This window comes from Allomuricauda sp. NFXS6, from assembly GCF_040148835.1.
In the GTDB taxonomy this organism is placed as follows: domain Bacteria; phylum Bacteroidota; class Bacteroidia; order Flavobacteriales; family Flavobacteriaceae; genus Flagellimonas.
On sequence record NZ_JAGEMG010000009.1, the window covers coordinates 51609 to 76699 of the forward strand.

Annotated in this window: 23 protein-coding genes and 1 tRNA gene; 15 read left to right on the forward strand and 9 right to left on the reverse strand. The window is 41.8% G+C overall.

Annotated features, from left to right (window positions below):
* Positions 1–95: 95 nt before the first annotated feature.
* From J4E06_RS13615 to J4E06_RS13625, 3 genes are all read right to left on the reverse strand, one after another.
* Complete coding sequence (locus J4E06_RS13615) at positions 96–1196, reverse strand: DUF4407 domain-containing protein (RefSeq protein ID WP_349524505.1); 1101 nt, start codon at positions 1194–1196, stop codon at positions 96–98.
* 104 nt (positions 1197–1300) lie between these two features.
* The gene (locus J4E06_RS13620) at positions 1301–3019 is read right to left on the reverse strand and encodes a M56 family metallopeptidase (RefSeq protein WP_349524506.1); all 1719 of its coding nucleotides are present in this window, start codon (positions 3017–3019) and stop codon (positions 1301–1303) included.
* Between the two features lie 2 nt (positions 3020–3021).
* Positions 3022–3387 carry a BlaI/MecI/CopY family transcriptional regulator gene (locus J4E06_RS13625; RefSeq protein WP_349524658.1) on the reverse strand — a complete coding sequence of 122 codons (366 nt, stop codon included), beginning with the start codon at positions 3385–3387 and terminating at the stop codon, positions 3022–3024.
* A gap of 160 nt (positions 3388–3547) precedes the next feature.
* Between J4E06_RS13625 and J4E06_RS13630 the strand changes: the two genes are divergently transcribed.
* Both J4E06_RS13630 and J4E06_RS13635 read left to right on the forward strand, forming a co-directional pair.
* Positions 3548–4750 carry an NAD(P)/FAD-dependent oxidoreductase gene (locus J4E06_RS13630; protein ID WP_349524507.1) on the forward strand — a complete coding sequence of 401 codons (1203 nt, stop codon included), beginning with the start codon at positions 3548–3550 and terminating at the stop codon, positions 4748–4750.
* Between the two features lie 227 nt (positions 4751–4977).
* Positions 4978–5556, forward strand: coding sequence for a PhnA domain-containing protein (locus J4E06_RS13635; protein WP_349524508.1), 579 nt, complete (start codon positions 4978–4980; stop codon positions 5554–5556).
* Here J4E06_RS13635 and J4E06_RS13640 read toward each other — a convergent pair.
* Positions 5553–6941, reverse strand: a complete 1389-nt coding sequence (locus J4E06_RS13640) for a dipeptidase (RefSeq protein ID WP_349524509.1) — start codon at positions 6939–6941, stop codon at positions 5553–5555. The genes J4E06_RS13635 and J4E06_RS13640 overlap by 4 nt on opposite strands.
* 97 nt (positions 6942–7038) lie before the next feature.
* On the opposite strand from J4E06_RS13640, the gene J4E06_RS13645 reads away from it, so the two are divergent.
* From J4E06_RS13645 to J4E06_RS13660, 4 genes are all read left to right on the forward strand, one after another.
* Positions 7039–7120, forward strand: a tRNA-Leu gene (locus J4E06_RS13645).
* Between the two features lie 96 nt (positions 7121–7216).
* Positions 7217–7672, forward strand: coding sequence for an IS200/IS605 family transposase (tnpA, locus tag J4E06_RS13650; RefSeq protein ID WP_349524510.1), 456 nt, complete (start codon positions 7217–7219; stop codon positions 7670–7672).
* A 389-nt stretch (positions 7673–8061) separates the two neighbouring features.
* A complete protein-coding gene (locus tag J4E06_RS13655; protein WP_349524511.1) occupies positions 8062–8451 on the forward strand; it encodes a response regulator in 390 nt (129 codons plus the stop codon).
* A gap of 62 nt (positions 8452–8513) precedes the next feature.
* The gene (locus J4E06_RS13660) at positions 8514–9974 is read left to right on the forward strand and encodes a sensor histidine kinase (RefSeq protein ID WP_349524512.1); all 1461 of its coding nucleotides are present in this window, start codon (positions 8514–8516) and stop codon (positions 9972–9974) included.
* A gap of 3 nt (positions 9975–9977) precedes the next feature.
* On the opposite strand, the gene J4E06_RS13665 is transcribed toward J4E06_RS13660, so the two are convergent.
* From J4E06_RS13665 to J4E06_RS13675, 3 genes are all read right to left on the reverse strand, one after another.
* Positions 9978–10913, reverse strand: a complete 936-nt coding sequence (locus J4E06_RS13665) for a threonine ammonia-lyase (protein ID WP_349524514.1) — start codon at positions 10911–10913, stop codon at positions 9978–9980.
* A 55-nt stretch (positions 10914–10968) separates the two neighbouring features.
* The gene (locus J4E06_RS13670; RefSeq protein ID WP_349524515.1) at positions 10969–11874 is read right to left on the reverse strand and encodes a universal stress protein; all 906 of its coding nucleotides are present in this window, start codon (positions 11872–11874) and stop codon (positions 10969–10971) included.
* 80 nt (positions 11875–11954) lie between these two features.
* Positions 11955–12644, reverse strand: coding sequence for a Crp/Fnr family transcriptional regulator (locus tag J4E06_RS13675; protein ID WP_349524516.1), 690 nt, complete (start codon positions 12642–12644; stop codon positions 11955–11957).
* A 119-nt stretch (positions 12645–12763) separates the two neighbouring features.
* On the opposite strand from J4E06_RS13675, the gene J4E06_RS13680 reads away from it, so the two are divergent.
* The 9 genes from J4E06_RS13680 to J4E06_RS13720 all read left to right on the forward strand — a co-directional run bounded on the left by J4E06_RS13680 (position 12764) and on the right by J4E06_RS13720 (position 22787).
* A complete protein-coding gene (locus tag J4E06_RS13680; RefSeq protein ID WP_349524517.1) occupies positions 12764–15148 on the forward strand; it encodes a heavy metal translocating P-type ATPase in 2385 nt (794 codons plus the stop codon).
* 59 nt (positions 15149–15207) lie between these two features.
* Entirely contained in the window at positions 15208–15417 is a 210-nt protein-coding gene (gene ccoS, locus J4E06_RS13685; RefSeq protein WP_014033097.1) for a cbb3-type cytochrome oxidase assembly protein CcoS, read from the forward strand.
* 2 nt (positions 15418–15419) lie between these two features.
* Positions 15420–17606 (forward strand): cytochrome-c oxidase, cbb3-type subunit I, encoded by a 2187-nt coding sequence (ccoN, locus tag J4E06_RS13690; RefSeq protein WP_349524518.1) that lies wholly within the window; start codon positions 15420–15422, stop codon positions 17604–17606.
* Between the two features lie 102 nt (positions 17607–17708).
* Positions 17709–17897 carry a cytochrome C oxidase subunit IV gene (locus J4E06_RS13695; protein WP_067037876.1) on the forward strand — a complete coding sequence of 63 codons (189 nt, stop codon included), beginning with the start codon at positions 17709–17711 and terminating at the stop codon, positions 17895–17897.
* A gap of 4 nt (positions 17898–17901) precedes the next feature.
* The gene (locus J4E06_RS13700) at positions 17902–18876 is read left to right on the forward strand and encodes a cbb3-type cytochrome c oxidase N-terminal domain-containing protein (RefSeq protein ID WP_349524519.1); all 975 of its coding nucleotides are present in this window, start codon (positions 17902–17904) and stop codon (positions 18874–18876) included.
* A gap of 46 nt (positions 18877–18922) precedes the next feature.
* The gene (gene ccoG, locus J4E06_RS13705; protein ID WP_349524520.1) at positions 18923–20332 is read left to right on the forward strand and encodes a cytochrome c oxidase accessory protein CcoG; all 1410 of its coding nucleotides are present in this window, start codon (positions 18923–18925) and stop codon (positions 20330–20332) included.
* Positions 20333–20343: 11 nt separating this feature from the next.
* Positions 20344–20790 carry a FixH family protein gene (locus tag J4E06_RS13710; protein WP_349524521.1) on the forward strand — a complete coding sequence of 149 codons (447 nt, stop codon included), beginning with the start codon at positions 20344–20346 and terminating at the stop codon, positions 20788–20790.
* Positions 20791–20792: 2 nt separating this feature from the next.
* Positions 20793–21503, forward strand: coding sequence for a sulfite exporter TauE/SafE family protein (locus tag J4E06_RS13715; protein WP_349524522.1), 711 nt, complete (start codon positions 20793–20795; stop codon positions 21501–21503).
* A 15-nt stretch (positions 21504–21518) separates the two neighbouring features.
* Positions 21519–22787 carry an acetyl-CoA hydrolase/transferase family protein gene (locus J4E06_RS13720; RefSeq protein WP_349524523.1) on the forward strand — a complete coding sequence of 423 codons (1269 nt, stop codon included), beginning with the start codon at positions 21519–21521 and terminating at the stop codon, positions 22785–22787.
* Between the two features lie 90 nt (positions 22788–22877).
* On the opposite strand, the gene J4E06_RS13725 is transcribed toward J4E06_RS13720, so the two are convergent.
* Together J4E06_RS13725 and hemN are read right to left on the reverse strand one after the other, a co-directional pair.
* Positions 22878–23702 (reverse strand): universal stress protein, encoded by an 825-nt coding sequence (locus J4E06_RS13725; protein ID WP_349524524.1) that lies wholly within the window; start codon positions 23700–23702, stop codon positions 22878–22880.
* Between the two features lie 17 nt (positions 23703–23719).
* Positions 23720–25078 carry an oxygen-independent coproporphyrinogen III oxidase gene (gene hemN / locus J4E06_RS13730; protein WP_349524525.1) on the reverse strand — a complete coding sequence of 453 codons (1359 nt, stop codon included), beginning with the start codon at positions 25076–25078 and terminating at the stop codon, positions 23720–23722.
* Positions 25079–25091 lie beyond the last annotated feature (13 nt).

Here is a 25091-nt window from a genome sequence, read left to right on the forward strand (position 1 = left end):
TGAAACAGAAACAAAGGCCAAGCTGTTTGTCAGTTGGCTATGATCAAGTCTTGTTTCTTTTAGTGTAGCGGTCTATGGTCTTAATCGTTTTTATTTTAAAGCCCCTTTACCTGCACATTATGGAAGGAATCGGCCTGAAGGCGCAGCAATTCCTCTGCTTTTTGCTTTTTGTAGCGATAAAGCTCTTCTTCATTTTTTATGTCGGCATAGATTTGCTTGTTGATTTCCCCATCGGTGGACAATAATAATTTACGCTGTTCCACTTTTTGGGTCACCCAAGTGGCGACAACACTTTCCTGTTCTTCAAACTTGTAATCGTACTCGCCTTTGGGCGCCAATAACTTGGCAATGATAGGTGCGGTTTCGATGGCCAAAAACAATAAAAAAATGAAAAATGATGGAAACCAGGGCAATTTGCCCAAGGCATTGATGCGCGCCATCAACCCATCAAAACCATCAATAATAGGTTGTGAATTGCTGACCGCGGTAGTATAATCGGTTTGCAGGGCCGCAATCTGGGCTTCGATGTTTTCAATTTTATCCTTATTGGTTTGCTTCAAGGTGTTTAATTCCGCAAGTGCGGCATCGTGCTTTTCGCGTTTTTCTTTGTAAACCGGACCTTTTCCCAACAGACCCGTTCCAGCGGTGCCTTCGGCTTCAGAAATATAGGTGTCGTAGAGTGCGTTGGTTTCCGCCTCTTTGGTCGCAATTTCATTTTTGAGGTTGGTAATGTCCTGATTAAGACTTTCTATTTTTGGAGTGTATTGGAGTGCCAATTGTTCCTTGTTTTCAAGGGTCATGGCATTCTTTTCTTCCAACAAGACCTGATTGATTTCCTTTTCAAAAATCTTCATCTCCAGCGGTTTGGAAATCACCACGGCAATTATCAAGGCCAACACAATCCGAGGAGCTGCCTGAAGCAATTCCCCCTTGAAATTGTCTCTCTTCTTGATGGTGGAAACAATATATCGGTCCAAATTGAAAATGAGCAAGCCCCAAATCAGTCCAAAGAAAATGGAAGTATATACATTATCAAAAACGGTGTAAAGGGCATAGCCAGAGGCAATAAAAGCCATTACTGCGGTAAAGAATACCGTGGCACCGATGCCGGCGTATTTGTTGCGTTCCCCGTTGGAACAAGTTTCTAAAATGTGGGTATCCGCTCCTGAGCAGAAGATGAAAAAGCGTTGTAACATATCGTGTTCTCTTTGATTGATAGGGTATTAGAACGTGATTTTGGGTGATTTGTTACATCAAAAACCCCAAAATAGGGGCTTTTAACAATTTTTATAACACGAACTTAGTTATCGATGACTTTGGGTTCCGTGGATAGTTCAACAACAGGGTTGGATTCATTTGCTCCCATGGTAAGCATGGATATAAATTGTTTTTTTTGAACCACTTCAAGGGCTTTTTTACCAGATATTTCTTTTCCGTTCAAGGTGAAGGTTGCTCCCTTGGCCGCCATTTTCTTGATATGCTCTACTGGTTTTGGTGGTACAGGAGGTGCTGGTGGACCAGGTGGAGCCACAGGTTTTGTTTCTTTTACATTTTTAACGGCCGAAGGCGGCATTGGAGGTTTTGTGGCTCCGGGCGCTGGTGGTGCTGGCGGAGGAGATGGGAAATCCGGAAAGGGTTCTGCGTCTGCCCGTTGCTTTTTGGACATTTTCCCATAGATTTCCTTTAATCGCATCACCTCTTTCTTTTGGATGACCATGTGGTCACGGTCCATGTCGTTGTACTTTTTGGCCAGCGCATTGTATTCCTTCATTTCCTCTCGGGTGGCACTTTGTTGTGATTGTAATTCATTCCCAACTAACGTCATTTGGTTGGCATTTAATAGAGTCGTTTTTGAGGTAATCGGAATGTTTTCTTCGAACTGAGTTTTATCCATTACTACCTCTTCTGCAAATATTTCAATGGCATCAATGCCCGTTGTTCTTATGCCCTGGGATACATGTGTGATCGTGTTGTAATGTACGGGTCGAAGCGAATTAATTTCGACCTTGGTCTCCTTGGCATCATAATTTTGGAGATAGTTTTGGCGTAGCATTTTTGGGATTTCATTAAATTGAAAATGTTTGTTTCCCAGCGCTACCTTGCCGTTTTCAAGAAGGTCCATTTCGATGATTTGGTCAAAAGAACTTTCCCTTTCAATTTGACGATGTTCACTAAACCCGAACAACAATAGGGCCGTAAGTGGCAGAAGCAAAAAGCTTCTCAATACAAATGATTTTTTTGATGTGTTTGTTTTCATGACTGTAAAACGTTTTTTGATTGATGAATAATTAATGGCATTTGCGATGCCGACCGACTGATATGTTTCGTTTGATAAATACGACAGAATGGTGTTTTGATACTGTGAATGATCTTGTTCTTTTTTGATGACGGCGTTATCCGCCAAAAATTCATGGTTCAACTTTATGGACGATTTAAAAAAGTAGATCAATGGATTGAACCACATGACCACTTGAGCGAGCTCTATAAAAATGATATCCAGACTGTGTCGTTGTTTGGCATGGGTTTCCTCATGCAACAAAACTTGTTGTGGAATGCTGTTTTCCTTGTATTGTTTTTGGTTTAAAAAGATGTAGTTCAAAAATGTATGCGGTGGGAGGGATTGACTCAAAAGCACCTTGGTCACAAAGTTGTCCTTGAACTTGGGGTGTTTTTTGATGCGCAAACGGATTCGTGAAAGATTTGCAAGAAAACGCAGTCCGAATCCAACAACACCCAATACATAGATCATCCAAAACAATAATTGCCAATCAAAAACGGAGTGTTGTGGAACTGGCTGTTCAATGAGTCCGTCCATATTTGGAGATAAAGAACTCATCGTTGGCCCAACGGTATCAATGTACTCGACAAACACTAAGTTGGGAATAACAAAAGAGACAACAAGAGCTGCTAAAAGAAAGTATCGCTTAAAATGGTGAACGCTTTCCCTTTCCAGCATCAATTTATAAAATACCAGAAAAATGGTAAGGCATGCCGTAGATTTTAAAAGAAAGATGAGCATTATTATTTCTTTTTGATTTCGTTGTCTATCAATTTTTTCAATTCTTCCAACTCGGTTTTGCTCAAGTTGGTTTCTTTGGTAAAGAAGGACGCAAACTGACTTGCACTATCATTGAAGAAGTTTTTGATGAGCCCGTTCACCTGCTTCGAAAAATAGTCCTTTTTCATAACCAAGGGGTAGTACTCTCGGCTACGACCTATGCTGTTGTACGCTATAAAACCTTTGTCCGCTATACGTTTTAAAAGCGTGGCCACGGTCGTGGTCGCTGGTTTGGGTTCGGGGTAGGCATCCAATATGTCTTTCATGTAGGCCTTCTTTAGTTTCCAAACGATGTTCATCAACTCTTCTTCGGATTTTGACAGTTGCATTGGGTACTCTTTTATCAGTTGCTCTACAAACATAGAATAAATATTTACATTCTACAAATGTAGAGTAATTTTTATGTGGCATTTATGGTTTTTTGTGTGCCTTAAGTTACTGACCAAGAGAGATTAGGGTGGTACATTTATAGTATTAAATCCAACAATCATGAAAACCACAGTAGTCATTGGCGGAAATTTTGCAGGAATGACCGCCGCATTGGAAATCAAAAGAAAAGGGAAAAAGGACCATAAGGTCTTGGTCATTGATAAATCACCATTGTTTTTGTTCATCCCATCACTGATATGGGTGCCGTTTGGAAGACGGGAAATCAAGGATATCTCGTTCAGGAAAGATACTGTTCTTGAAAAGAAAGGGGTAGATTTTGTGCAAGCTGAAGCACTACATGTAGACCCAGAGGCCCAAATGGTGCACACCAGCAAGGGTGACTTTGCCTATGATCATTTGGTGATTGCCACTGGCCCCAAGGTAAAATACGATGTTGCTCCGGGAGTTCAGGAACACGCACACTATATTGGCACGCCCAATGGCGCCATGAAAACGAGACAGGCGTTGGAGGAATTCAAGAAAAATCCTGGTCCAATCGTTATTGGTGCCACCCAAAATGCTGGATGTATGGGGGCTGCTTATGAATTTTTGTTCAATGTGGAAAAATGGTTAAGAGAACAGAAAATCAGAAAAAAAGTAGATCTATACTGGATTACTCCAGAAACTTTTTTGGGCCACTTTGGTATCGATGGAATTACTGGTGGAGAGACCATGCTCAAATCCTTCATGAAAATGTTCCATATTCATTACAGGACGGAAGTAGGGGTGAAGGAAGTTACCGAAGATAGTGTTATGCTCACCTCAGATGAGGTTTTGCCCAGCAAGTTTACCATGTTGATGCCCCCATTCATAGGGGTCGACTTTGTGGTCAACTCCCCAAAATTGGAAGCAACGGCTGCTGGATATCTACCCGTAGGAGATGATTACCGACACCTGAAATATCCGAATGTTTGGTCTGCAGGAATCGCTGTGGATGTAAAATTGCCCTTTGCGCCAGGAAAAGTGCCTTTTTCAGGCCCAAAAACCGGATACCCGTCAGATGAAACCGGTAAAATAGTGGCCGAGAACATCATCAGGGTCACCAAAGGCAAGGATAAGTTGAAGAAGAAGGCATGGGGCAAAATACCGGGTATATGTGTGATGGATGCCGGTAAAAAGGAAGTAATCATTATTAGTGATCACTTGTTCAAGCCACGGAACTTTGCCATTATGATACCCAATATATTTTATGATTTCAATAAGGTGTTGTTCGAGAAATATTTCCTTTGGAAAACCAGACACGGGTATTCTCAATTACCTTAAAAAAGTAGACATTCACTAAGCCGAGAGGATGTCTAAAAAGCGGTAATATTTGAACTTTGTCAGGTTGAGCGCAGTCGTAACCCATTGATTATCAATGTGTTTTTAAGTTCTCGACTGCGCTCGAACTGAAAGGTAGACTGCTTTTTAGAGCCTCTTTTACTAGTGGACGTTCAAAAATCCTTAAACAGAAAAGTTCTAAGTTTGCAGCGATTATAAAATTAACAGCCATGTCGGTATTGGAACAATTACAAGAGCGAAGCGGAAATACCTGCGAACTATGTGGGTCAACAGAAAATTTAATGGTGTATGAAGTCCCTCCTGTGTCCACTGGTGGTGTTGATGGAAGCCTTTTGGGCTGTACCACCTGTATTGATCAGATAGAAAATCCCGATAATGTTGATTCCAACCACTGGCGATGCCTTAACGATAGTATGTGGAGCGAACACGATGCCGTAAAAGTAGTGGCATGGCGAATGCTCAACCGTTTAAAACCGGAAGGATGGCCACAAGACTTGTTGGATATGATGTATTTGGATGATGAAACTTTGGAGTGGGCCAAAGCGACTGGAGAAGGAGAAGAAGAAAGTGAAAAAATTATCCACCGAGATGTAAATGGCAATATTTTGGAAAACGGAGATAGCGTTGTGCTGGTAAAGGACCTAAAAGTGAAAGGTTCTAGCATGGTCGCAAAACAGGGAACCGCCGTTAGACGAATTTCCCTGGATCACGAAAATGCGGAATATATTGAAGGCAAGGTAGATGGTCAACAAATTGTGATCATCACCAAATATGTGAAAAAGATTTAAGCCTTCATCTCTGTGTAATATTTATAAAAGTAAGGGATGGTCTCAATGCCCTTTAAAAAGTTCCAAACCCCAAAATGTTCGTTAGGGGAGTGGATGGCATCACTGTCCAACCCAAAGCCCAAAAGAATGGTTTTGCTGTCAAAAACGTTCTCAAACAATGCCACAATGGGAATGCTTCCACCAGTTCGTTGTGGGACCGGGGTTTTACCAAAGGTAGTTTCCATGGCTTTGGAAGCAGCTTGGTAGCCATCGCTGTCGATTGGGGTCACGTAAGCCTGACCACCATGGTGCGGAGAAACTTTTACCTTCACACTTTTTGGTGCGATGGATTCAAAATACTTGGTGAACAATTCCGTGATTTCGTGCCAATCTTGATTGGGCACCAAGCGCATGGAGATTTTAGCATAGGCCTTGCTGGCGATTACGGTCTTGGCACCTTCTCCGGTATACCCTCCCCAGATTCCGTTGACATCCAAAGTAGGTCTGATTCCAAAACGTTCCCCTGTGGAGTAGCCCTTTTCACCATGAATATCAGCGATGTCCAAAGACTTTTTGTAGGCTTCCAGGTCAAATGGGGCTTTTGCCATTTCGGCACGTTCTTCATCTGAAATGACTTCTACCTTATCATAAAAGCCGGGAATGGTGATATGGTTATTTTCATCATGTAGCTCAGCAATCATTTTTGCCAAAATATTGATGGGATTGGGCGCGGCACCCCCGTAAATCCCAGAATGGAGATCACGATTGGCCCCGGTTACCTCCACTTCCACATAACTTAGTCCACGCAGTCCGGTGGTGATGGAAGGGGTGTCGTTGCCGATCATACCGGTATCGGAGATTAGGATAATGTCGTTTTTAAGTTTTTCGCTGTTTTCCTTTAGGAAATCCTCTAAACTATCGCTGCCCACTTCCTCTTCACCTTCGATCATAAACTTTACGTTGCAGGGCAAGGTGTTGTTTTTGATCATGTACTCTACTGCCTTTACGTGCATAAAGAACTGACCTTTGTCGTCGCAGGCCCCACGGGCAAAAATGGCTCCATCGGGGTGCAATTCTGTTTTTTTGATTACTGGCTCAAAAGGAGGAGAATCCCATAAGCCCATTGGGTCCGGCGGTTGCACATCGTAATGGCCGTAAACCAATACGGTGGGAAGGTTGGGGTCTATAATCTTATCGCCATACACTACGGGATATCCCTTTGTCTCGCAAATTTCGGTGTTTTCGCAACCTGCGTCTTCCAATGACTTTTTCACGGCTTTTGCCGCTTCCAAAACATCCTTAGCATATGCTTTATCGGCACTGATGGAGGGGATTTTTAAAAGCTCGATCAACTCGTTGATAAATCTGTCCTTGTTGGTGTTGATGTAATTATTGATGTCTTTCATATATAATTTAAAAAGGACCCTAAAAGTACAAAAAACAAGTTTTTAAAGGGTGCTCGTTTGCAAATCGGAAAATTGATTTATATTTGCACTCCAATTCGCGGGTGTGGTGGAATTGGTAGACACGCTAGACTTAGGATCTAGTGCCGCAAGGCGTGGGGGTTCGACTCCCTTCACCCGCACAAAAGCTCTTCAGAAACTGAAGGGCTTTTTTATTCACTATAGGGTTAAATACCTCGAGGCTTGCCTCGTACGAAAAAAAGCTGTAATCTTTGGGCGTGAGCCCAAGTATACATATACATAAGCGTCATAACGTTTCGATGTTGCTCTATCATTTGGTCTGTTCGACCAAATATAGAAGATTGGTGCTGAGTCCTAAAGTGGATAGGATTTTAAAACAGACTTGTTTGGATATTCAATACAGGTACGAGATTCATTTCCTTCAAATAGGAACGGACAAGGACCACGTACATTTTTTGATACAAAGCGTTCCTACTTACAGTCCGACCAAGATAGCAAGGACGATAAAGAGTTTGACCGCTCGCGAAATATTTTTTCATGCACCCGGGGTCAAGCGTGCTTTGTGGGGAGGCTCATTCTGGGGGAGTGGTTTTTATATCAATAGTGTAAGCCGTCACGGTAATGAAAAGGTCATAACCGAATACGTAAAGAATCAAGGTAAAGAAGATGAATATGAGATTTTACATGAGAATGGACAATTGAAATTATTTTGAAATATTAATGCCTCGGGGCTTGCCCCGGGGATTATTTACTTTTAAGAAGTACAAGTGCAGTAAGGTCGTTTCGGGTTGAATAGGAGTTTCAATAATTGATAAAAAAAAATTCAAAAAGGCACATTGTTCACAAGAAATAAAAATGATTATTGATTTTTTGTTAAATCTAAAGAATAATCCTAAATTTAGATCAAGCGGATAAGTTAAAAGGGGGGCATAAATTTTTAGATGTATTAATGTTTTAAACCCTGTTGTTTTTATTGTTGGATTTTTTTTACAATAAAATACACTTATTTGTAGTTCTAACAATTGTAGAATATTGATATTTGTCAATTTTTACGATTGTAAAACCAAACTTAAACTAACTTAATTTAAAGGCCAACAACGCTATGTACAAGGAAATATACTTGGTCGATGATGAAGACCTCGTGAATACCGTCAACGCTATTCACTTTAGAAGAATGGGTATGGAGGATAGGGTTAAGAGCTTTACCAATCCTGAATTGGCTCTGGATGATCTCAGATTTAGAAATGACCCAAAAACAAAAACATTAATTTTACTGGACATCAATATGCCCGAAATGAGCGGTTTTGAATTTTTGGAGTTTATGATGCTAGAGGACTTTCCCGAATCCAATGAGGTATTATTGGTGACTTCTTCAGAATCGGATGCGGACAAAGAAGAGGCGGAAAAGTATGAGAAATATGTTAAAGAATTCATTACAAAGCCCTTACGGATTGAGCATTTAGAGGATTATTTGCAAAGTGCCAATAAATAATGGCCAATATCACTTAACCTAATTTAACTTCCTTAATTTTATTCTGAATAAATATTACCCCTGTGAAACGGAAACAAGTCTTTATTCAGAATGAAATTGAAATTGTAGAGGATAGGGCGGACCTTGTTTGGGCCATGGATAAGCATTATCGGCTCACCGCTTTTAACACGTCCTTTAAAACGCGCCTTAAACAAAATGGTTTAGGAGAAGCGGAAAGGGGCATGGACCTTATAGAAGTCTATCAATCCGATTTCTTCTTCGATCCTTGCGAGCAGGGTTGCGAAAGGGCGCTCAACCGTTATGCAACAACATCAAAACATACATTTGTTGAGGATGGGAATACTGTGGTGCATGAATTTTCGTTTCAACCTTTCATGAACAGTTCCGGCGATGTCGTTGGATGTTGCGTTTGGCAAAAGGAAATTACCCAAGAAGTGGACAACAACCATCGGTTGCTCGATAGTGAGCAAAAGTATCGAGAGGCCCAAGAAGTTGCCAATGTTGGGCATTGGAACTGGGACATTGTCGAAAATGAAATTACCTGGTCCGACCAGCTTTATAAAATATTTAATCAAGATTCACAAACCTTTAATGCGAACTACGAATCTCTGGTCGAGATTATACATCCCGAAGACAGGAAGGCTTTTAACGAAGATGTGACCAAATGTATCAAGGAAAATACCCTTCATGATATTGTTCATAGGATTGTAGTAGGCAATGGAGAGCATAGGTATGTGCATCAAAAAGGAAGGGCGTATTACAATGAGGAAGGCCAAGCTTATCGAATGAGCGGTACAACCCAAGATGTTACCAAGGATGTTTTGGTCAACCAACAAATAGTGGAGCAAAACCACGAACTTCAAAATTTTGTTCGGATCATATCCCACAACCTCAGGGGGCCTATTTCAAATCTTTTAATGCTATCCAAAATATACGAATGGGGCAAGGACGAAGTGAACGATGATATTGTGAAAAAGATTGAGCATACTACAGAAGCTCTCGACCAGACGATAAAAGATCTTCATTTATCCCTATCCTTAAAATCGGCCGATAAAGAAAAGTTTAGGGAAGTGTTCCTTAAAGAGGTGATTAAAGACGTGGACGGACTGCTGGCGGAAGAAATCGCCAAGCATAAGGCCATTCTCAAGACCGATTTCTCAAAAGCTGACGTTGTGTTTGGAGCCAAAAGCTATGTGGTCAATATTTTTTACAACCTTATTCTCAATGCCATTAATTATGGTAAGGAAGGTGTTCCGGCCAAGATTGAAATTGCTACGGAGAAGACAGAGGAAAATGTAGTGCTAAGATTTTCCGACAACGGAATTGGTATGGAGCTTACGCCCGAAAAGGAACGAAAAATATTTGATATGTACGGGAGATTGAGTGGCGCTACAGAAGGTAAAGGTTTTGGACTTTACTTGGTAAAGACCCAAGTTGAGGCCATGGATGGTAAAATAGGTGTAGAAAGCGAAATAGGAAAAGGCACTACCTTTACCATATCGCTACCCAACAAAGCATTATAAGTTTTAAAAAGGTAAATGGCTAATATCTACGTTGCCACCAGATATAATTATACCCACTTTCTTATCACGAAGCTTTTCCTTTCTTTTGATTACAGCGGCAAAAGCCACTGCACTGGAGGGTTCGCATACGATTTTTAGACGCTCCCAAATCAATCGCATCGCAGCAATTATTTCTTCTTCCGTTACACGAACAATTTCTTGCACATGTTTTTGGATAATGGGGAAATTTCTATCACCCAATTGAGTTTTTAATCCATCGGCAATGGTATTTGTAGAGCGGTTTGTCTCTATTTTACCGCTCTGGAGGGACCGATAGGCATCATCAACCTCATAAGGTTCCCCACCGATGGTCTTGCAATGGTTTCCAAAATAATGAGCGGACAAGGCCGTTCCTGCAATCAATCCACCACCGCCAACAGGCGCTACCACATAGTCCAAGTCCGGTTGAAGTTCCAGCAGTTCTTTGCAGGCGGTTCCCTGTCCTAAAATCACATGGTCATCATTCGAAGGGTGAATAAAGGTAGCTCCATGCTGTTGCACAATTTGGTCGGATGCAAGTTCTCGGGCAGCCAGGTTGGGTTCACATTCAACCAAAATGCCTCCGTAGCCCTTCACTGCTTCTTTTTTTACTTGGGGCGCAGAACTCGGCATTACAATATAGGCCTTTACCCCCAAGCTTTTTGCGGAAAGTGACAAAGCTTGGGCAAAATTTCCCGAAGAATGGGTCACAACACCGTTCTTTTTTTGTTCATGCGTAAGCTGCATTATGGCATTGGCTGCCCCGCGCATTTTAAAAGCGCCCATACGTTGAAAGTTCTCACATTTAAAATACAAATTGGCATCCGATATCTCGTTCAAAAGTCGAGATGTGAGCACTGGTGTGTTGTGGATAAAAGGTTTTATCCGCTCGTGGCAGTCAATCAATTGTTGTTTGTCCATGGGTTACTTAATGCCAGATTCTAAAATAAATGTGGCATAAAGATAACAATGCAGGTTAATTGTGCGACTCTATTTCCTCCTCTTCTTTTACTTTAGGAGAAATGCCTTCCATCCCCAGCTCTGGAATTACCAATAATGGTATTTGAGTGTGGAACGCTGTTCTTTTAATGATGGGCTCGCGGGTCATTTTTTCCATATAACTATGCTGATAATTCAGCATGGCCAGCAAATGGATGCCCAGTTCCTTGGAAAAGGTCTCCAAAGTGTGGGATACCGAATTGAGTTCGGAAACCGTGTGCACATAATGTTCCACCTCGCCAAGATAACGTCGCAACATGTTCAAGTTAAATTGTTGTAGTTCCGTTAACGCTTTTATACCGTATTGAACGTGTACAATTCGGATAGTGGCATTGAACATTTCCGCCATATCCAATATTGGCGATAATTCGGATGAGGTATAAAATCGATTAAAATCCGTGGCAAAGGCAATTTCCGAAGGGGTAACATATTCAAAATGGTATGGAATGGCCAAAACAGGACACTTTCGGACGCTTTTAATAATGCGTACCGTGTTACTGCCCATAAATACTTCATCCACACCCGAAGCTCCTTTAGTTCCAGTGATTACCAAATTGATGCCAAAAGTTTCCACAATGTCCTTTACCTCGTCCACCAACAAATTAAAAGAAGAGATGGTCTCGAAACTGTGGTTTGGATTGCCGTATTTGGTTTTGATACGCTTCACCGTTTTATGCAGTCCTTGTTCTGAATTTTCCCTTACCGCATCCACAATGCGAACCCCATCAATCATTTTGGCCATAAATCGGCTGCTGGGAATAACAGGGGTATAGGTGTTGAGCAAATAAAATGTACAACGTCTGTTACGGAACAATTGCATGGCGTAATCAATGGCATTCCATGAATTTTCCGAAAAATCGGTAGGTATTAATATCTTTTGCATCGGACTAGAATTATGATGCAATAAAATTAGGCCTAAGGGCTAGGGGATACTATGACAAATGTCAGGTTTGGAAAATTGGACTAAAAGCCCTCGACTATTTCATGAAGCCTACGCTCATCCTTAATGCCGATTTTTTTGCCCGATGTTTGGATCAAGCCTTTCTTTTTGAATTCGGAAATGATTCTAATGGCCGATTCCGTAGCGGTACCCACCACATTGGAGATATCCTCCCTTGAAAGTGTAAGCGCCAAGAACCCATCGGCATCTTCCCCAAAATTGTTTTGAAGGTAAAGAAATGCCTCTGCCATTCGTTGTTTCACGGTTTTTTGGGAAATATTGACAATAACATCATCAGCCTCCTTTAGATCGTGGGCCATATGGCGTAGCACCTCTAAAGTGAAATTTGGATTTTTTTGAAGGGTATTATTGATGCTTTCTTTTGGAATAAAGCAGACTTCCATATCATTCACGGCAACAGCCGAAAGATTGGTGCTTTCTTGGGAAATAACCGAACGTTGGCCAAGGACTTCGCCCTTGCTGGCCAATTTCACAATTTGATCTTTTCCGTTAGCACTTAATTTGGAAAGCTTGGATACTCCGTTCCTTACACAATATACTCCATTAAGTTTGTCACCTTCCTCAAAAAGGGGTTCTCCTTTTTTTATGGTCCTGGTAGTTTTAGAATCCGAAACTTGTTTCAACTCTTCTTTGCTCATGGCACGGAGGGAGTTGAACTGTCGGACGATACAATTTTCACACCTGCTTTCCATAGTGGTTAATTTACCTGATTTGACAAACTTAAGGGTTAAACATTTACGAATTACTGATAAATATCATATTTTTAAGAGGAAGAGTATTACAAATTTGCATCAGGTAAAGCAAATGTGAAATGACAGACCTAACCTGTTATCATTGTGGAGACGAGTGCGGTAAAAGTTATGTGCAGTTTGATGATAAGGATTTTTGTTGTAATGGTTGTAAGACCGTTTATGAAATCTTTACATCGAACGGATTGTCCACTTTCTACGAAATAGAGGGCAAGGCGGGAACCACACCTAACGAAATCCGACAGAAATACGATTTTTTGGACAACCAAGAAATTGTACAGAAACTCGTGGAGTTTAATGAAGAAGGTGTGCAAGTGGTCAGTTTGAGTATTCCTGCCATTCATTGCAGTTCCTGCATTTGGGTGTTGGAAAACCTGAACAAGCTACATTCGGCCATTAAGGTATCTCAGGTCGACTTTCCAAAAAAAACCATCCGGGTTACCTATAAAACAGAGGATTTTTCCCTAAAAGCATTGGTACTTTTGTTGGGGAGCATCGGTTATGAACCCTATATCTCCCTGGAGGAATACAACAAAAAAGCAAAAAAAGTAGACCGTTCCCTAATCTATAAGTTGGGTGTTGCGGGTTTTGCATTTGGCAATGTGATGCTTTTCTCCTTTCCCGAGTATTTTGAGGTAGAAGAATTTTGGTTGGACCAATACAAGCAGGTTTTCCGTTGGTTGATGTTCGCCTTTTCCCTGCCCGTGGTATTTTATGCCTCGCAGGATTACTTTATCTCGGCCTACAAGGGCATCCGTTCCCAACTGCTGAACATTGATGTGCCCATCGCCCTGGGGATATTGACCCTTTTTCTGAGAAGTACGGTTGATATTCTATTTGATTTGGGCTCAGGCTTTTTTGATAGTCTCACGGGCTTGGTCTTCTTCTTGTTGTTGGGGAAATTCTTTCAACAGAAAACATATGCCTATCTCTCGTTTGAGCGTGACTACAAATCCTATTTTCCGATTGCCGTCACCCGTTTGAAGCAAAATGGGGAAGAAGAAAACATCCAAATTTATAATATCGAAGTAGGGGATAGGGTTTTGATCCGAAGCCATGAAATTATTCCTGTAGATTGTATCCTCATCAAAGGAAACGCAGAGATAGATTATAGTTTTGTGACGGGCGAATCCGAACCCGTATTGAAAGAATCTGGTGAAAAGTTGTTTGCGGGTGGCAAACAGCTTTCTGGAGTTTTGGAGGTTGAGGTGCTGAAATCCGTCTCCCAAAGTTATCTGACACAGTTGTGGGGCAACTCCATATTTTCCAAAGACAAGGCAAGTCAATTTCAGACCCTTACGGATAGCATTGGAAAACGATTTACCATTGCCGTTTTAAGCATTGCCGCTATAGCTACTATTTTTTGGTTGATTCTTGACCCGAGTTTGGCCCTGAATGTGTTCACTTCCGTATTGATCATTGCCTGTCCTTGCGCCATTGCCTTGGCGGCCCCATTTACTTTGGGAAATATGCTCCGCATTTTTGGAAAACATAAATTCTATTTGAAGAATACCAATGTGATCGAAAGATTGTCCAAGATAGATACCGCTATTTTTGATAAAACAGGCACCCTCACTACAAATGTGAAGGACACCATCCACTACGAAGGGATGGAACTGACCGAAGAGGAAACAGCACTTTTAAAGACAACCCTTCGGGCATCCAATCACCCATTGAGCCGGTCACTTTATGATATTTTAAAATCCAACTCCATAATGACCTTGGAAGAATTCCAGGAACATACAGGAAAAGGTATCGAGGGCAAATATAAGGAGCACTCCATAAAAGTAGGTTCGGCATCTTATGTGGGTGAAAGCAAATCCAATGCATTGACCAATACCTCGGTCTACGTAAGTGCCGATGAAGATTTTAAGGGACGGTTCGTGTTCAAAAACACCTACCGCGATGGTATGAGCCAAATTTTTACGCAGCTGGGCGAGGACTTGGAACTGGGAATTCTCTCTGGTGATAATGATGGAGAAAGAGCGCAATTGCAAAAAGTGCTTCCAGAGAAGACAGTAATGCTATTTGATCAAAAACCAGAGGATAAGCTCGAATACATCAAAAACCTACAGGAACACCACAAAGTTTTAATGGTGGGTGATGGCTTGAACGATGCCGGAGCCTTGGCCCAAAGCGATGTAGGTTTGGCCGTTTCGGAGAACATCAACGTGTTTTCGCCAGCCTGTGACGGCATTTTGGATGCGAGCAAGTTGCGAATGCTGCCCAAGTTCATGAGACTGTCAAGAAAGTCCATTGGAATCATAAAAATGAGCTTTTTGTTGTCGCTCTGCTACAACGTAGTAGGATTGTATTTTGCCGTTACGGGTCAGTTGCAACCCGTTATTGCCGCTATTTTGATGCCATTGAGCTCCATCAGTATTGTGGTGTTCACTACTTTGGCAACAAATTATCTCGGTAAAGAATTAAAAACTTTAGAAAGCTGATATATGTCATTTTTTGAGGAATACCATCATAGTAGTTTTACCCCTAAATTCAGGTAGGTATGAGTGTTATTTATGTGTTGTTGGCCATTAGTATAACGGTGGCCGTAATCTTTTTTGTAGCCTTTGTTTTCTCGGTAAAAAGCGGACAATACGATGACACCTATACCCCATCGGTAAGAATGTTGTTCGAGGATGAGGTGGTTAAGGACAAGGAAAAATCAAACCCAAATAAAAAGGAAATCAAACAAACTAAAAGTACAAACCAATAAATATGGAAATACAACAGTTCCGTTACGATAACAAAATCGTACAAAAGTTCTTATACGCTACCATTTTATGGGGCGTGGTGGGTATGGCAGTAGGTCTTTTGTTGGCCTTTATGTTTTTGTTCCCCAACGTTACAGAGGGTATATCTTGGTTGAGTTTTGGCCGTTTGCGCCCATTGCACACCAATGCCGTGATCTTCGCATTTGTGGGGAACGCGATTTTTGCAGGGGTGTATTACTCACTGCAACGTCTGCTTAAAGCAAGAATGTTCAGTGATGCCCTAAGTAACATCAATTTCTGGGGCTGGCAATTGATTATTGTCGCAGCAGCATTGACGTTACCATTAGGATACACAACATCCAAAGAATATGCCGAATTGGAATGGCCTATAGATTTAGCCATTGCAGTGGTGTGGGTGATTTTTGGCTGGAACATGATCGGTACCATCTTAAAAAGAAGACAAAGGCACCTGTATGTGGCCATCTGGTTTTACTTGGCCACCTTTGTTACGGTAGCCGTGCTTCACATTTTTAACAGCTTGGAATTACCGGTAACTGCACTAAAAAGTTATTCTGTTTACGCTGGTGTGCAAGATGCTTTGGTACAATGGTGGTATGGTCACAATGCAGTGGCATTCTTTTTGACCACGCCTTTCTTGGGCTTGATGTACTACTTTGTTCCCAAGGCGGCGAACAGACCCATCTATTCCTATAGATTGTCCATCGTCCACTTTTGGTCGTTGATATTCATTTATATCTGGGCAGGCCCTCACCACTTGTTATATTCTTCGTTACCAGATTGGGCACAGAATCTAGGTGTGGTATTCTCCATAATGTTGATAGCACCATCTTGGGGTGGTATGATCAATGGATTGTTGACCCTTCGTGGTGTGTGGGACAAAGTGCGTACCGATGCCACATTAAAATTTATGGTGGTAGCTATCACGGGTTATGGTATGGCCACTTTTGAAGGCCCAATGCTTTCCTTGAAAAACGTAAATGCAATTGCTCACTTTAGTGACTGGATCATTGCCCACGTTCACGTGGGAGCCTTGGCTTGGAACGGATTCCTCACCTTTGGTATGATCTATTGGTTGGTGCCACGAATGTTCAAAACAGATTTGCACTCCAAAGGATTGGCCAATTTCCACTTCTGGATTGGCACCTTGGGTATTGTATTATATGCCTTGCCGATGTACGTAGCAGGATTTACCCAAGCCTTGATGTGGAAAGAATTCAACCCAGATGGTACCTTGGTTTATGGTAACTTCTTGGAAACCGTGACCCAGATCATCCCTATGTATTGGATGAGGGCCATAGGAGGTTCGTTGTACATCCTAGGTATGTTTGTGTTGCTTTACAATGTGGTGATGACCATTAGGTCTGGTAGCAAGGTTGAAGATGAAGCAGCAGAAGCTCCAGCATTGGAACGCGTTGCAAAACGAAGAGTGGCTGGCGAAACCTTCCACAACTGGTTGGAAAGAAAACCGGTTCAGTTGACCATTTTGGCCACCGTAGCCATCTTGATCGGGGGTATTGTTCAAATTGTCCCAACCATATTGGTAAAATCCAATATCCCGACCATTACAAGTGTTAAACCCTACACGCCATTGGAGTTGGAAGGACGAGACCTTTACATTCGAGAAGGTTGTGTGGGTTGTCACTCACAAATGATCAGGCCGTTCCGTAGTGAGGTAGAACGTTATGGTGAGTACGCCAAGGCAGGTGAATTTGTGTACGACCACCCATTCCTGTGGGGCAGTAAACGTACTGGTCCCGATTTGTTGCGAGTTGGAGGCAAATACTCCGATAGTTGGCACTTAAACCATATGTACGATCCACAAAGTACTTCGGCCGGTTCCATAATGCCATCGTACGAATGGTTGGTTACGGACGAACACGACCGTAGCGATATTCAAGCTAAAATGGAGGCCATGGCAAAGCTTGGTGTTCCCTATACCGAAGAGGATATTGCCAACGCTCCACAATCTATGGAAGAGCAAGCAGCCGAGATAGAGAAGAGTCTCTATACAGACCCAGAATTCGCAAAAACGTATGAAGCAGATAAGAAATATGCTGAGGAAAACGGCTTGGATTTTGTGGAAATGCAAGATCGTGAAATCGTAGCCTTGATTGCTTACCTGCAGCGATTGGGTACCGATATTAAGATTACCGATACAGCCGAAAAATAGAAAAAGAAATCATGAATCAAGAGCCAAGAACCAAGGTATCCAATGACAAAGACCTTCAAAGGTCTAGCGTCTTGGTTCTAGTCTCTAAAATCTAACATAACCATGTTGAAATTTGTAAAAGAACATATGGAAACCATTGATGGGATAGCGAACTATCCCATGGTTTCCCTGCTCATCTTCTTTGTGTTTTTTGTTCTCTTGTTCTGGTGGGTGTTTACCGCTACCAAAGAACACATAAGGGAGATGTCCGAACTGCCATTGGATAACGATGATCAACAAAACAAACTATAACATTATGAGCACAAGAACACCTTGGTGGATACGAGTCCCCGTTTTATTCTTTTTGATCTTCGGATTGATGGAATTCTTTATAGACTCCGGTGACAAACCCGCAATACTTGAATATCCCATCACACAGTTTTTTATGCTGTTGGTATTGATGATCCTTATTGCCATAGAACTGATTTTAGCTTCCATTGAGAATATCATGTTCCAAACCCTTTCAGAAGAAGGAAAGGAGCGCTACTTGGAAGCTAAAGACAAAAAGTTTGAATGGACTTGGGCCAAGAACTTAATGAAACGACTTACCAAAAGCCGCTCCATAGAACGAGAAGGTGAGATTGTTCTGGATCATAACTATGATGGCATCCGTGAGCTGGACAACGTGCTGCCACCATGGTGGGTATATCTTTTCTATGCGACCATTGTTTTTGCAGTGGTTTATTTAGTTCGTTTCCATGTTATCGGTGAATACGATCAAGAACTTGAATACGAACAAGAAGTTGCTGCTGCGCAAATTGCCATTGAAGAGTACAAAAGAACTGCCAAAGACTTGGTGGATGCCAGTACCGTTGAGTTCCTATCCGATGAATCGGATTTGGCTGCGGGAGAGAAAATATTTCAGGCCAATTGTGTAGCCTGTCATATGGCCGACGGTGGGGGTGGAATTGGTCCAAACCTTACCGACAAATACTGGATATTGGGAGGAGGCATCAAAAACATCTTTACCACAATTTCCGAAGGTGGTCGCGACGGCAAAGGGATGATTGCTTGGAAACAAACCTTAAAGCCTGTAGAAATGGCTCAGGTATCCAGTTATGTAATGACCCTGGGCGGCACCACACCTGCCAATCCAAAGGAACCCGAGGGGGAAATATGGGTAGACCCCAATGCTCCCGAAGAGTCCAATGGAACGGAATCTGAAACGAAAGAAGCTGCACCAGAAGCAATGGAGCAGGCCACTGATTCAACAGACGTAGCCATGAATTAACCCTTTTGGGGACGTCTATGGTAGTATGAATTGACAAATAAAAACGATGGAAGAGAACTTTAGGGATTCCATAGGCACAATCACAGAAGATGGAAAACGGAATTTTATTTTTCCGAAGAAACCCAGTGGACGGTACTACAACTACCGTAAGTATGTTAGTTATTTTCTGCTAATTTTCTTGATTGCAGCTCCTTTTGTCAAAATCAATGGGCATCAGTTCTTGTTGTTCAATGTATTGGACCGACGTTTCAATATATTCGGACTTCCATTTTGGCCTCAAGATTTTCACTTGATGGTCGTGTCCATGATCATAGGGGTAATTTTCATTGCACTGTTTACGGTCGCTTATGGTCGTATTTTCTGCGGATGGATGTGCCCCCAGACCATATTTTTGGAAATGGTCTTCCGTCGTATCGAATATTGGATAGATGGTGACCGAGGTGCTCAAATGCGCTTGGCCAAAGCGCCCTGGACGGGTAAAAAAATCAGGAAAAGAGTATTGAAGTGGCTTATTTTCTTCATCATCTCCTTTTTTATTGCCAATGTGTTCTTGGCATACTTGATCGGGAGTGATCAGCTATTGTCATATATAACAGATGGTCCCATGGCGCACCTGAGCACTATGATTCCATTGCTGATCTTTACAGCGGTGTTTTACTTCATCTTTGCTTGGTTCAGGGAGCAGGTATGTATCATTGCTTGCCCTTATGGTAGATTACAAGGGGTGCTTTTGGATAATAAATCCATTGTTGTGGCCTATGACCACAAACGTGGGGAAGGTGATAACGGACGCAAAAAGTTTCGAAAAAATGAGGATAGGGAAGCACTGGGACATGGTGATTGTATCGATTGTTTTCAATGTGTCAATGTTTGTCCAACCGGAATAGACATTCGTAATGGAACACAGTTGGAGTGCGTAAACTGTACGGCCTGTATTGATGAGTGCGATCACATTATGGAAAGCATTGACAAACCTAAAGGTTTGATCAGGTACGCCAGTGAAGATGAGATAACCAAGAAGAACAAGTTTAAGTTTACTTCCCGTATGAAAGGATATACCGCTGTACTAGTGGTATTGATAGGCATCTTGATTGGAATGTTGTTTATGCGAAACGAGGTTGAAGCAAACATACTGCGTTTGCCCGGCCAACTTTACGAACGTAAGGAGAACAACATTATCAGTAATGTATACACTTATAAATTGGTGAACAAGACCACCAAGGATATCGAAAATGTATCTTTCGAACTGATGTCGCACAACGGAGAAATCAAAATGGTTTCCCAAGATGAATTTACCGTTTCTGCGGAAGAAATGGCAGAAGGGACATTGTTTATAGAAATAAACGCTTCGGCATTGAACGGCGACAAGGATAAATTGAAGATAGGTGTATATAGCGGAGATAAGCTCATAGAAACTACGGTGACCCAATTTTTGGCACCAAGGAGTTACAACTAAAAAGGATTGATATGAAAATTAATTGGGGAACTGGAATCGTGTTGGCTTTTATTGGCTTCATCAGCTTTATCCTATACTTTGTAGTTAGGATGAGTACGGATGATAGCGCCAATCACGATTTGGTGACGGAGGAATACTATAAAAAAGAATTGTCTTATCAGCAAGAGATAGATGCATCAAAAACGGCAACGGAAATGGATGCCAACCTAAAGGTTGAAAAAACGGATAAAGGTTTGATGATTTATTTTCCAGAACGTTTCGACCCAAAAAAAATAAGTGGAACAGTGTCCCTATATAGACCGTCTAACAAGCATTTGGACACAGACTTTCCTATAAGTTTGTCCAAAACACATTTGCTCATACCTGACAATCGCTTGGTAGACGGTCGCTGGGACATTTCCATAAACTGGGAATACGAAGGTAATTCCTTTTTGCATAAACAAAAATTGGTATACTGATCATGTTGACCTCTGCATTGGTTCTTGGACTACTTGGAAGCCTGCACTGCTTGGGCATGTGCGGGCCAATAGCCTTTATGCTGCCCTTGGACCAAAACAATGGTGTAAAAAAGACAGCACAATTGTCCATCTACCACTTTGGGAGACTATTGGCATACGGGATGATTGGCTTGTTGTTTGGACTTTTGGGCAAGGGATTGTCATTGTTCGGCATTCAGCAAAAACTGTCTATCGGAATAGGGGTGCTTATGATCGCTCTTGTATTGATTCCGGGAAAGTACCTTAACGGACATAAAATGTTGTCTCCAATTTACTCGATCATCGGCAAGGTGAAGTCCAAACTGGGGGCCGAACTCAAAAAGAAGACACCCGACACTTTTTTGACCATTGGTTTTTTGAACGGTTTCTTGCCCTGTGGTCTGGTGTACATGGCCCTTTTGGGAGCCATTGCCATGGGGAGTCCTTTGGAAGGTGGTCTTTATATGATGATTTTTGGCTTGGGTACCGTACCTTTAATGTCATTGGTGGTCTATTCCAAAGGAATGTTCAGTACTTCCATTAAATCCAAAATACAAAAATTGATACCGGTGTTCGTGGTCATCATTGGTGTTTTGTTCATTGTACGTGGGCTAGGATTGGGAATCCCCTATGTTTCCCCAAAAGCTGCACCTACAGATACAGTATCGGCCGCCATTGAATGCCATCAACCTTAAAAAATCAAATCCATAATGAAAATAACATCAGCAGAAGAAGCGGTAGGAATCGTAAAATCTGGAGACCGGGTCTTTTTTCAAGGGGCCGCTATGACTCCTAACGAATTAATCGATGCTCTATGTGATAGGCATAAAGAAATTGAAAATGTCGAAATTGTTTCGATCCATACGGAAGGGGATGCAAAGTACACCAGAAAACCGTATTGCGATGCCTTTACCCTGAACGCATGTTTTGTCGGGGGCAATGTAAGAACCTTTGTGAATACTTATATGGGCGACTATATCCCTGTTTTTTTAAGCGAGATACCTTGGTTGTTCGCCGATGAATATTTGCCCTTGGATGTGGCCTTGGTACAAGTATCCCCGCCGGACAAGCATGGTTATTGTTCTTTGGGAGTATCGGTGGATGTGGCATTGCCAGCAATTCGAACGGCCAAAAAAATCGTGGCACAGATCAATCCACAAGTGCCCAGAACCCACGGCACAGGAATTGTTCATGTCGATGAGATAGTCTTTGCTACTGAGGTAGATAGACCGATTCATGCACATCTACCTACCGAACCATCCGAAGTGGAACATAAAATCGGCAGGCATGTGGCATCCTTGATTGAGGATGGCGCAACCCTACAAATGGGAATAGGCAACATACCCAATGCGGTTTTGTCCAATTTGGGAAACCATAAAAACTTGGGAATCCATACCGAGATGTTCTCTGATGGGGTATTGCCTTTGTTGGAAAGTGGTGTCATCAATGGAAAAGAAAAAGCGGTAAAACGAGGTAAAATTGTTAGTTGTTTTGCTGTGGGTTCGCAAAAACTATATGATTTTATAGATGATAACCCGATATGTGATTTTAGAGACTCTGGGTATACCAACGATACGGCCAGAATCCGCAGAAATCCGAAAGCGACGGCAATTAACAGCGCCATAGAAATTGATTTAACTGGACAAGTTTGTGCAGATACCATTGGCGGATACCAATTCTCCGGAGTAGGTGGACAAATGGATTTTATGCGAGGAGCTTCGCTTTCTAAAGGCGGGAAGCCCATTATTGCCATGTCGGCCACTACCAAAAAAGGTGTTTCCAAAATAACACCATTTTTAAAGCAAGGCGCTGGGGTAACCACTACACGGGCCCATATGCACTACGTAGCCACTGAATATGGTGTGGTGAATCTTTTTGGGAAAAACCTTCAACAGCGAGCCAAAGCTTTGATTTCCATAGCACACCCTGACCATAGGGAAGATCTAGAGAAAGCTGCATACGAAAGGTTCCATGGCTAGTCATGTTTGTCAAAAGCAAAAAAAAGGGGCAATTTTTAAACTGCCCCTCTTTTTTTCGAATTACATGAAACCAATCAAAAATGCAATTCACTAAATTTTAAAGGTAATCACTGGTGCTTCGGAATGATTGGCAATATCTTCACCAATACTTCCCATAAAGAAGTGCGATAGACCTCTTCTTCCATGTGTTGGAATCCCGATAAGGTCGGCCGATACGTTATCACTATAATTGAGAACTCCTTTTTCAACGGTATAATCGTTAAATATTTCGACTTCCATGCCAACTTTGGCTTCGTTCAGGAATTCGGATATTTTTTTATGTGCATCATTGGTGCTCATAAACTCATCCCCAGGCGTGTTTATATAGACCAAGTGTAGCTTGGAACCCAAGAGCTCGGCCATTTGTTCGGCTCTTTTGAGGGCAGGGATACTTTCTTTCTCAAAATCACAGGCGAACACAAAATTCTTGGGGTTAAAATCATCAACCTCGTTCCCTTTGATTACCAAAACGGGGATATCGGAAGTTCTTACTACTCTTTCCGTATTGGAACCAATAAAAATCTCCTGTAAGCCGTCGGCACCGTGGGAGCCCATAACAATTAGGTCTGCCTTATGTTTTTCAGCCACCTCGGAAATTTCGCTAAAGACCTTATAGTGCTTAATCACGGGGACAACTGGGACATCTTTCAAATAGGGTTTGTCCAAAAAGTCGGAAAACCTTTTTTCGCCTAATTTAATAAGGTGGACTACCTGTTCTTGTGAAATATATCCTGATTCTCCCATAATGGAGGGAGAAAGCTCCAGCATATGGAGCACTAATAATTCTGCCTTGTGTTCCTTTGCCAAGGAAGCAGCAACTTTAAGGGCTTTTTCAGATTGATTTGAAAAATCAACAGGTACAATTATACTTTTCATTTTTTTACTTTTTTAGGTTAAACGGTCATGGAAAATATTCGGGTATTTGGTTTTTTTCTGTGCATTTTTAGGTCAAAGGCCATACTAATGTTTCTAACAAAGGGTCTTCCTTTGTCTGTAACCTTTATGTTTTTGTCATTTATTTCCACCAACCCATCCGCTTCTAGTTCAGATAGGTGGGCCAAAATATTTTCAAAATCGATTACTTCCTTCTCGGCGGCGTTCCAAGTGGTCTTGAACTGACACATGATATTAAGGATGTGCTTTCTCAATATTTCATCCTCTTCATTCAAGATATGTCCCCTAAAAATAGGGATAACGCCCTGCGAAACCAAATTCTGATATTCTTCCACGTTTTTTACATTCTGGGCGAAACCATACCAACTGTCACTGATGCTCGACGCTCCCAGACCGACCATGAGTTTGGTTTTTGACGGTGTATAGCCCATAAAATTTCTGTGTAGGGTTCCATTTTCCAACGCTTGGTACAAACTGTCCGTTGGTAGCGAAAAATGGTCCATTCCAACATCTTTGTAACCAAATTCTGTTAGCATTTTTTTGCCCATTTCGTATTGGGCTTTTTTCTCAACGGAAGATGGTAAGTCCGAATCACTATAGCCTCTTTGGCCATTTCCTTTTAACCATGGAACATGTGCATAACTATAAAAAGCAATTCTGTCGGGTTTTATGGCATTGGTCTTGAAAATAGTTTCCTCTACATCCGAATATTTTTGAAACGGAAGACCATAAATAATATCATGCCCCACAGAAGTATATCCAATTTCCCTGGCCCATTCGGTAACGTTTTTCACGTTTTCAAAGGGCTGAATTCTATTGATTGCACGCTGAACAGTGAGGTTGTAATCCTGTACACCAAAGGACACCCTTCTAAACCCAACCTCGTAAAGGGCTTGCAAATGCTCTTTTTGGGTATTGTTGGGATGACCTTCAAAACTGAACTCAATTTCATCCGTTTTTTTACTGAGGCGAACAATGCCCTCAATCAAAATTTTAAGGTTTTCCGGAGAAAAGAAGGTAGGGGTCCCACCTCCCAAATGGAGTTCTTTTATCATGGGTTTGGACTCCATCAGGTCAACATATAATTCCCATTCCCTTAAAACGGCTTTGATATACGGTTTTTCTACCTCATGTCGTTTTGTAATTCTTTTGTGGCATCCACAAAAAGTACACATGTTTTCACAAAAGGGAAGATGTATATAAATACTGATACCTTCTTCCTGACTTTCCTGGAATGCTTTGAGCAAACTGGAATTCCATTTTTTACCTGAAAAACTTTCAATGTCCCAATAGGGCACTGTGGGATAACTCGTATACCGGGGGCCTGGGATATTATATTTTTGGACTAATCCGCACATAAACTATATAACT

Bases quoted from the DNA above. Each gene is read 5' to 3' on its own strand.
- J4E06_RS13615 (WP_349524505.1), bottom strand. From the start codon at position 1,196: ATGTTACAACGCTTTTTCATCTTCTGCTCAGGAGCGGATACCCACATT.
- J4E06_RS13620 (WP_349524506.1), bottom strand. From the start codon at position 3,019: ATGCTCATCTTTCTTTTAAAATCTACGGCATGCCTTACCATTTTTCTG.
- J4E06_RS13625 (WP_349524658.1), bottom strand. From the start codon at position 3,387: ATGCAACTGTCAAAATCCGAAGAAGAGTTGATGAACATCGTTTGGAAA.
- J4E06_RS13630 (WP_349524507.1), top strand. From the start codon at position 3,548: ATGAAAACCACAGTAGTCATTGGCGGAAATTTTGCAGGAATGACCGCC.
- J4E06_RS13635 (WP_349524508.1), top strand. From the start codon at position 4,978: ATGTCGGTATTGGAACAATTACAAGAGCGAAGCGGAAATACCTGCGAA.
- J4E06_RS13640 (WP_349524509.1), bottom strand. From the start codon at position 6,941: ATGAAAGACATCAATAATTACATCAACACCAACAAGGACAGATTTATC.
- J4E06_RS13655 (WP_349524511.1), top strand. From the start codon at position 8,062: ATGTACAAGGAAATATACTTGGTCGATGATGAAGACCTCGTGAATACC.
- J4E06_RS13665 (WP_349524514.1), bottom strand. From the start codon at position 10,913: ATGGACAAACAACAATTGATTGACTGCCACGAGCGGATAAAACCTTTT.
- J4E06_RS13670 (WP_349524515.1), bottom strand. From the start codon at position 11,874: ATGCAAAAGATATTAATACCTACCGATTTTTCGGAAAATTCATGGAAT.
- J4E06_RS13675 (WP_349524516.1), bottom strand. From the start codon at position 12,644: ATGGAAAGCAGGTGTGAAAATTGTATCGTCCGACAGTTCAACTCCCTC.
- J4E06_RS13680 (WP_349524517.1), top strand. From the start codon at position 12,764: ATGACAGACCTAACCTGTTATCATTGTGGAGACGAGTGCGGTAAAAGT.
- ccoS (WP_014033097.1), top strand. From the start codon at position 15,208: ATGAGTGTTATTTATGTGTTGTTGGCCATTAGTATAACGGTGGCCGTA.
- ccoN (WP_349524518.1), top strand. From the start codon at position 15,420: ATGGAAATACAACAGTTCCGTTACGATAACAAAATCGTACAAAAGTTC.
- J4E06_RS13695 (WP_067037876.1), top strand. From the start codon at position 17,709: ATGTTGAAATTTGTAAAAGAACATATGGAAACCATTGATGGGATAGCG.
- J4E06_RS13700 (WP_349524519.1), top strand. From the start codon at position 17,902: ATGAGCACAAGAACACCTTGGTGGATACGAGTCCCCGTTTTATTCTTT.
- ccoG (WP_349524520.1), top strand. From the start codon at position 18,923: ATGGAAGAGAACTTTAGGGATTCCATAGGCACAATCACAGAAGATGGA.
- J4E06_RS13710 (WP_349524521.1), top strand. From the start codon at position 20,344: ATGAAAATTAATTGGGGAACTGGAATCGTGTTGGCTTTTATTGGCTTC.
- J4E06_RS13715 (WP_349524522.1), top strand. From the start codon at position 20,793: ATGTTGACCTCTGCATTGGTTCTTGGACTACTTGGAAGCCTGCACTGC.
- J4E06_RS13720 (WP_349524523.1), top strand. From the start codon at position 21,519: ATGAAAATAACATCAGCAGAAGAAGCGGTAGGAATCGTAAAATCTGGA.
- J4E06_RS13725 (WP_349524524.1), bottom strand. From the start codon at position 23,702: ATGAAAAGTATAATTGTACCTGTTGATTTTTCAAATCAATCTGAAAAA.
- hemN (WP_349524525.1), bottom strand. From the start codon at position 25,078: ATGTGCGGATTAGTCCAAAAATATAATATCCCAGGCCCCCGGTATACG.